This is a genomic window from Arthrobacter sp. 2YAF22_2, assembly GCF_052114645.1.
Lineage (GTDB): Bacteria > Actinomycetota > Actinomycetes > Actinomycetales > Micrococcaceae > Arthrobacter.
On record NZ_JBFRFD010000173.1, the window covers coordinates 1 to 6,591 of the forward strand.

Below are 6,591 nucleotides of genomic sequence, written 5' to 3' on the forward strand. Positions count from 1 at the left end.
CGCCGTCTATGTACTCGACCACGCTCCGACCGGCCTCGTCCCGGCCGAGGGGCTGGGGAACGTCAACCCCGCCTGATACGAGGGCACGAAGATAGTCCTGCATGACGGAAGAATTTTCCAACCACGGTTTCCGGACAGTGTGACCGATGCGCACAACACGTCCGGACGCGTTCCCTCCTGTCAGTTCTTGCTCGATCGCCGCCACCCGACCACGGTACCGGCTAGCGGCTCTCGACGGCGGCACAGTCGGTGTTGTTCTGCCAGCGTCGTGCAGGGCAACGACCATGAAGACCTCGTCCCGGTCACCTTCCGGATTGCGGCGGCAGTTCGCTCAGGGAGCTCGCTGCGGGCCATGGCAGCACGGTCAGCGTTGGCCATTGTGCGCTCCACCTTCTGGTCTTCGTTTCGTACACAGCCTGGGGAGCAAGCACCGGGTTGGGCACGACCTTCCGCGCGAACAGGTCGTCGTAGCCGTGTGGGGCGTACGTTGTGAGGGCGCCCGCCTCATCTGAGGTGACGGCGAAGCAGCAGGTTTTCGCGGCGAAATGATCGATCGCATCAGTGGTGCTGGTGAAGGGGATGGCCGGCACGCCAAAGCGCTCCTCGTACCAAACGTGAACGCGGGCTTCGTTGCGAACTTCGACGTCGACGCCCAGATCCTTGAACAGCTCACGGGCCCTTCGGATCACCGCGTTCTCCGCTCCGTATGAGGTGTCCTCGTCGAAGTAGACCAGGTCATAGTCCCGGATGCCAGCCTGGGGATCCTTCCCTGAATACAGGCCAGAAAGGACTGCTCGTCAGGGGTGGTCACAGGACCATCCTGCCCTACTCTTGGTCCCACTTCCTCGGTTAAAGCGGTGCGGCCACTCACCCGAGGGGGGAGTGGCCGCACCAACTAACCTTCAGCGAGCGTTAGAGGCGCAGGATGGCGGTTATCCGGGCGGTGTCGTGCTGCGTGCGGGACCTGCCCAGGTAGAGCACCGCCCCCACGGCTGCGGCAGCGCCCAACAGCAGCGGCAGCACCCACGGGATCCACGTCAGGCCCGGCTGGTAGCCGAAGCCGGCCGCAAGGAAGATGATCCAGCTCAGCATTCCGACCCCCAGGGCAACCCCGGCCGGCACGGCGATGCCGTACTTGGCATGCCGCTTGTCGTTGGCCCACACCACGAACCCCACGGCCAAGGCCACCAGGGCCACCACAATCAGGGACAGCATTCAGACTCCTTCGTGAACTGCGGGTTGGACGGCAGGGGTGCGGATCGCGGCGATCGGTGGCTAGAGGGCGCCGAATCCGACGCGGCGGACTTCCTCGGCGCCGATTTCCACATAGCCCAGAACGCCGGCCGGGACGATGATCTGACGGCCCTTCTCATCGGTCAGGCGGAGCTCAGTGCCCTTAGCCAGGGCCTCGCCCACCAGCTTTGCCACGGCGTCGGCGTCCTGATCCGATTCCAGGGCAATTTCGCGGCCGATGTTCTGAATGCCGATCTTTACTTCCACAGCAAGGCCTCCAAGCCAATCAAAGTGTTCACACGTGTTCTCTATTTGTACTCTAGGACTCTTTGGGGAAGCGTGAGATTCCGCGCCAAGCTAAACGGTAGATCAGGTCGCTGGCCACATCGAGGTCCAGGTTCCCGTCGGTTTCCAGCCAGTACCGGGCGCTGACCTGCGCCATTCCGGACAATCCCCGGCCCAGGAGCTGGGCCTCCAGGAGCGGCAGCTTGGTGTCCTCGGCGATGACCTTTGCGATCGCGTCCGCGAAGGTCTTGTTGAAGGTTTCCAGCCGTGCGCTCACCTCGGGATCATTGACCAGACCAGATTCGAAGACCAGCCGGTGGGCCTGATCGTCGCTGGCGATGAAGTGGAAGTAGGCCCGCATCACGGCCTGGACGCGCTCGTCGTTGTCCGTCGTCGAATTCAGGGCGCCCAGCAAAAGGTCGGTCAGGGCCGACAGGTGGCCATCCAGCAGCGCAAGGTACAGCTCCCGCTTGGACGGGAAGTGTTGGTACAGCACCGGTTTGCTCACGTGCGCCGTCTCCGCGATTTCGTCCATGGCGGCGCCATGATAACCGTTGGCCACAAAGACCTCCTGGGCGGCGGCAAGCAACTGGGCACGCCGTTCATCACGCGGCAGGCGCGCAGAGCGGGCAGCCCCGCCCCGTGCGTTCCCGGCCGACGTCTTACCGGTATCGCCCCGCTCGACCGGTGCCTGATGAACCATTGTCGGCCTTCTTTCCTTCGCTGTTGGCTCTACTTTACGCGCGGGTAATATGACCTGGCGGCATCTTCGGGCATACATTGAACTATGGCTTCGACGTTGACCGCAAAAGGCACCCCCGCAACCCCGACACCGGTCCCCGGACCGCTGGTCGAACCGGCAGAAGGCCTGACGCCGGACGAGGTGGAACGCTACTCCCGGCACCTGATCATTCCCGAGATCGAGTCCCTCGGGCAGCGCCGCCTGAAGAATGCCCGGGTTTTGGTGATCGGCGCCGGCGGCCTCGGCTCGCCCGCCTTGCTGTACCTCGCAGCCGCCGGGGTGGGAACCTTGGGCATCATCGACGACGACGACGTCGACCTGAGCAACCTGCAGCGCCAGGTGATCCACGGCGTGGCCGACGTCGGCCGGCCCAAGGCCGAGTCAGCCCGCGACGCCATCGCCGCCCTGAACCCCCTGGTCGACGTCCGGCTGCACAACGTCCGGCTCGATGCCTCCAACGCCCTTGAACTGTTCGCCGGCTACGACCTGATCCTGGACGGCACCGACAACTTCGCCACCCGCTACCTGGTCAACGACGCCGCGGCAATTCTCGGCAAACCGTACGTGTGGGGCTCGATCTTCCGCTTCGACGGCCAGGTCAGCGTTTTCTGGGAACAGCACGGGCCGACATACCGCGACCTGTATCCGGAGGCGCCCCCCGCCGGCTCGGTGCCTTCCTGCGGGGAAGGCGGCGTGTTCGGCATGCTGTGCGCCGCCGTCGGCTCCCTCATGGTGACCGAGGCGGTCAAGCTGATCACCGGCGTCGGGCGTTCGCTGCTGGGGCGCGTGGCGCTCTTTGACGCCCTCGGCGGGAGCTGGCGCGAAATCAGGGTCTCCCGGGACCCTGAAGCGCCCCGCATCACCGAGCTCACCGACTACGAAGCCTTCTGCGGGATCGCCCCGGCCGCCGACGCCGGGACCGAACACACCGTCACCGCCACCCAGCTCGCCACCATGCTGGCATCGCGGAAGGCTGGCCTGAAGGACTTCGAACTGGTGGACGTGCGGGAGAGCGGGGAGTTCGAGATAGTCAGCATCGAAGGTGCCAAGCTGATCCCGCAGGGCCGGATTCTGGCCGGCGACGCCTGGGAAGAGCTGCCGCGGGACACAGACATCGTGTTCCACTGCAAGGGCGGCACCCGCTCCGCGGCGGTGCTCGCCGCCGCGCGTGGGGCAGGATACGACCGGGTCAGCCACCTGGAGGGCGGGATCCTTGCGTGGGTGCGCGACGTGGAGCCGGGCAAACCCGTCTACTGACGCTCCGACGATCGTCCAGAAAGTCCAATAGCCCTGCAGCTGTCCCGGCCCGCCGGGTCCTGACCGGAAAGGTGCCGCGATGAGCCAAGACACCACCCTGACCCCGCAGCACAAGATCGGCTCGGGCTTCGGCGCGCGCTCGACGGCGGCGGAGGTGATAGCCGGGCTGGACCTCGACGGGAAGACCGCGGTGGTGACCGGCGGCTACTCCGGGCTGGGCCTGGAGACGGTCCGGGCTCTGGCCTCCGCCGGGGCCCGGGTGATGGTGCCTGCGCGGCGGCCCGAACATGCCCGGGACGTCCTGGACCAGGCCGGTCTGAACGGCGTCCGCGTCGCCCGGCTGGACCTCGCCGAGCTGGCCGGTGTTGAGGAATTCGCCGCCGGATTCCTGGCCTCTGATTTCCTCGGCGACGGTGCCGGGCTGGACATCCTGATCAACAACGCCGCAATCATGGCAAGCCCCGAGCGTCGCGTGGGACCGGGCTGGGAGTCGCAGTTCGCTACCAACCATCTGGGCCACTTTGCGCTCACCAACCTGCTGTGGCCCGCACTGTCTGCCGGGAGCGGTGCCCGGGTGGTGGCTCTTTCCTCCACCGGCCACAAGCTCTCGCCCATCCGCTTTGACGACATCAACTTCGAGAGCGGCTACGACAAATGGAAGGCCTACGGGCAGGCTAAAACGGCGAATGCGCTGTTCGCCGTGCACCTGGACGCGCTCGGGAAGGGTGCCGGTGTACGGGCCTTCGCGGTCCACCCGGGAGGCATCATGACCGAACTGCAGCGCCACCTGCCCCGGGAAGAGATGATCGCATCGGGCTGGATGGACGCGGACGGCAAACCGGACGAGCGGTTCAAGACGCCGGCGCAGGGTGCCGCCACCTCCGTCTGGGCGGCCACCTCCCCGCTGCTTGCGGGCAAGGGCGGCGTCTACTGCGAGGACTGTGACATTGCCGAGCCGACCCAACAAGGAAGCCCGGAAGCGCGGGTCAGGGGAGTGGATGGCCACGCCGTGGACCGGGCGGACGCAGAGCGGCTGTGGCAGCTGTCCGCCGACCTGACGGGCATCAACGCCTTCGCTTCCTAGCTGTACTGTCCGGGCACGTTGTCGCGCCCGGGCCGTCGGGCGTCCTCAGTAAGCCGTGTTTGCGCAGTGGTCTGCACGCTGGGGTGCGATAGTGGCGTGATGATCAACCAGCAGCGGCTCTGGGACGAGGACGCCGCCAAAAACTACGACACGCCCGGGGAGGGCATGTTCGACCCCGCGATCCTTGGCCCGACGGTGGAAGTTTTGTCGAGCCTCGCGGGCGGCGGCCCGGCCCTCGAGTTCGCCATTGGCACGGGTCGTGTCGCCATCCCCCTCGCTGCGGCGGGGGTCCCGGTCAGCGGTATCGATAGCTATGACGTGCTGCGGCAGCACGTCGGCTCGCATCACGTCCGATTCGGTCCGGAACTCTCGGATGGGCGGGACGCCCGGATCGGGCGGACGCCGCACCGGTACATTTGGCCCAGCGAGCTCGACCTCATGGCCCGGCTCGCCGGGTTTGAGCTGGAATCCAGGTGGGCGGACTGGGACCGCGGCGACTTCACCGAGGAATCCCGCAGTCACGTCTCGGTGTACCGGCTTACCGCACGCTGAGGCGCCCTAGGACAGCGGCGGATCGGGTCAGGCCGTTTCCCGGTTGCCGTCGGCGGCGGGGAGCGTGCCGTGCTCAACCGGGCACGCAGCGTCCGCGCCGGCGGCGGCAGGCCGGCCAGCGGGCTGTTCGACCGTGATGCCGTAAACGGCTTCCAGACCGGCGACGTAGTCGTCCTGCTGACCGTTGGCGGCGAGTTCGCGGGCTCGGACCGTGGGTACGTGCAGCAGCTGCTTGACCATCCGGCGGAGGGCGAACTCGACTTCCTCAGCCGCCGCGGTGCAGCCGTGGCGGGCGCGCACCTTTTCCATCTCGGCCTCGAGCACGTCCATGGTGTGGCGGCGCAAGGCGACGATGGCCGAGTCGACCGAGCGTGCCTCGCGTTCCTGCTCGAAAGCGGTCGCGGCTCCTGCGACGATGCCGCTGGCGTGGTTCAGGGACTCCGCCTGCTCCTGCGGGGCCGCCAGCCGGACGGATTCCAGCGTAAGCAGCTCGACGCCGTCGAGCTCGGCGACGGCGGGATCAAAATCGTGCGAGAGGGCCAGATCGATCGCGATCAGCGGCTGCGGCGACGCCGAGCGGATCCGGGCCAGTTCGGGGGCTTCGACCCGGCTGTCCGAGCCGCTGCAGCCGATCATCACGTCGGCGGCAGCGACGGCGGCCGGCAGGGAGGCGTTGTCCAGGGCGGTGCCGCCGCGGCTGGCGACAAAGCCGGCGGCGCGGCCGGAGGAAGAGAATACGGAGACATCGGTGCAGCCGCGTTCGCGCAGCAGGGACATCGTGGCGCCGGCGTAGGCGCCGGTCCCGAAGACGACGATCTTTTTGCTGGACCAGTCGGGGTTTTCGGAGAGATCGGTGGCGAGATCCAGGGCGACCGAGACGATCGAGAGCCCCTGCGAGCCGAGCGCCGTTTGTGAACCGACGTCCTTGGCGGTCTTGGAAGCCGCCTGGAAGAGCCGCACCAAGCCGGAGCTGGCGGTGCCTTCGTGCTGGGCGCTGATAAGTGCGCGCCTGACCTGGCCGGCGATTTCCCGTTCGCCGACGACGGCGGAGTCCAGTCCGGAGCTGACGGCAAACAGGTGCCGGCTGACCTCCGGGCCGGTCCGCGTATTAAAGGCGCGGGAGACGATTTGTTCGTTGAGGCCGCTGGCGCCGCTGATCTGCGCGACCAGGGCGGCGCGGGCGGCCTCGACGTCGTCCGGGTGCGGGGCCTCACCGTAGATTTCGAAGCGGTTGCAGGTGGCCAGCACAACGGCACCCGACACTGCCGGCGATCCGGCGAGGGCGGATGTGGCGAGCCCGGAAGCACCGGTGCTCAGTTGAGCAACGGTCTCGAGGTCGATGTCGGCGTGTGTAGCCACCAATGAGAAAAGAACCACAGCAGGACCATCATAGCTTTTTCGTACCGCGGTAGAACAACTGCCGGGCGTGGGGCTGCCC

At 67.0% G+C, this 6,591-nt stretch carries 8 protein-coding genes; 3 read left to right on the forward strand and 5 right to left on the reverse strand.

Annotated features, from left to right (window positions below):
- Positions 1-302: 302 nt before the first annotated feature.
- The 4 genes from AB4Y86_RS09020 to AB4Y86_RS09035 form a co-directional block, all read right to left on the reverse strand.
- Positions 303-779, reverse strand: a complete 477-nt coding sequence (locus AB4Y86_RS09020; protein WP_441401914.1) for a nucleotidyltransferase family protein — start codon at positions 777-779, stop codon at positions 303-305.
- A 133-nt stretch (positions 780-912) separates the two neighbouring features.
- Positions 913-1,215 (reverse strand): hypothetical protein, encoded by a 303-nt coding sequence (locus AB4Y86_RS09025; RefSeq protein WP_441401909.1) that lies wholly within the window; start codon positions 1,213-1,215, stop codon positions 913-915.
- Between the two features lie 60 nt (positions 1,216-1,275).
- Entirely contained in the window at positions 1,276-1,500 is a 225-nt protein-coding gene (locus tag AB4Y86_RS09030) for a DUF3107 domain-containing protein (protein ID WP_354235181.1), read from the reverse strand.
- A 52-nt stretch (positions 1,501-1,552) separates the two neighbouring features.
- Positions 1,553-2,221 carry a TetR/AcrR family transcriptional regulator gene (locus AB4Y86_RS09035; RefSeq protein ID WP_441401910.1) on the reverse strand — a complete coding sequence of 223 codons (669 nt, stop codon included), beginning with the start codon at positions 2,219-2,221 and terminating at the stop codon, positions 1,553-1,555.
- Positions 2,222-2,305: 84 nt separating this feature from the next.
- On the opposite strand from AB4Y86_RS09035, the gene moeB reads away from it, so the two are divergent.
- The 3 genes from moeB to AB4Y86_RS09050 all read left to right on the forward strand — a co-directional run bounded on the left by moeB (position 2,306) and on the right by AB4Y86_RS09050 (position 5,153).
- A complete protein-coding gene (gene moeB, locus AB4Y86_RS09040; protein WP_441401911.1) occupies positions 2,306-3,517 on the forward strand; it encodes a molybdopterin-synthase adenylyltransferase MoeB in 1,212 nt (403 codons plus the stop codon).
- 79 nt (positions 3,518-3,596) lie between these two features.
- Entirely contained in the window at positions 3,597-4,601 is a 1,005-nt protein-coding gene (locus tag AB4Y86_RS09045; RefSeq protein ID WP_441401912.1) for an SDR family NAD(P)-dependent oxidoreductase, read from the forward strand.
- A 99-nt stretch (positions 4,602-4,700) separates the two neighbouring features.
- Positions 4,701-5,153 (forward strand): hypothetical protein, encoded by a 453-nt coding sequence (locus AB4Y86_RS09050; RefSeq protein ID WP_441401915.1) that lies wholly within the window; start codon positions 4,701-4,703, stop codon positions 5,151-5,153.
- Between the two features lie 27 nt (positions 5,154-5,180).
- On the opposite strand, the gene AB4Y86_RS09055 is transcribed toward AB4Y86_RS09050, so the two are convergent.
- A complete protein-coding gene (locus AB4Y86_RS09055; protein ID WP_441401913.1) occupies positions 5,181-6,530 on the reverse strand; it encodes a glutamyl-tRNA reductase in 1,350 nt (449 codons plus the stop codon).
- Positions 6,531-6,591: the final 61 nt, after the last annotated feature.

Excerpts from the sequence above, each read along its gene's own strand:
- AB4Y86_RS09025 (WP_441401909.1), bottom strand. The coding sequence starts at position 1,215 with ATGCTGTCCCTGATTGTGGTGGCCCTGGTGGCCTTGGCCGTGGGGTTC.
- AB4Y86_RS09035 (WP_441401910.1), bottom strand. The coding sequence starts at position 2,221 with ATGGTTCATCAGGCACCGGTCGAGCGGGGCGATACCGGTAAGACGTCG.
- moeB (WP_441401911.1), top strand. The coding sequence starts at position 2,306 with ATGGCTTCGACGTTGACCGCAAAAGGCACCCCCGCAACCCCGACACCG.
- AB4Y86_RS09045 (WP_441401912.1), top strand. The coding sequence starts at position 3,597 with ATGAGCCAAGACACCACCCTGACCCCGCAGCACAAGATCGGCTCGGGC.
- AB4Y86_RS09050 (WP_441401915.1), top strand. The coding sequence starts at position 4,701 with ATGATCAACCAGCAGCGGCTCTGGGACGAGGACGCCGCCAAAAACTAC.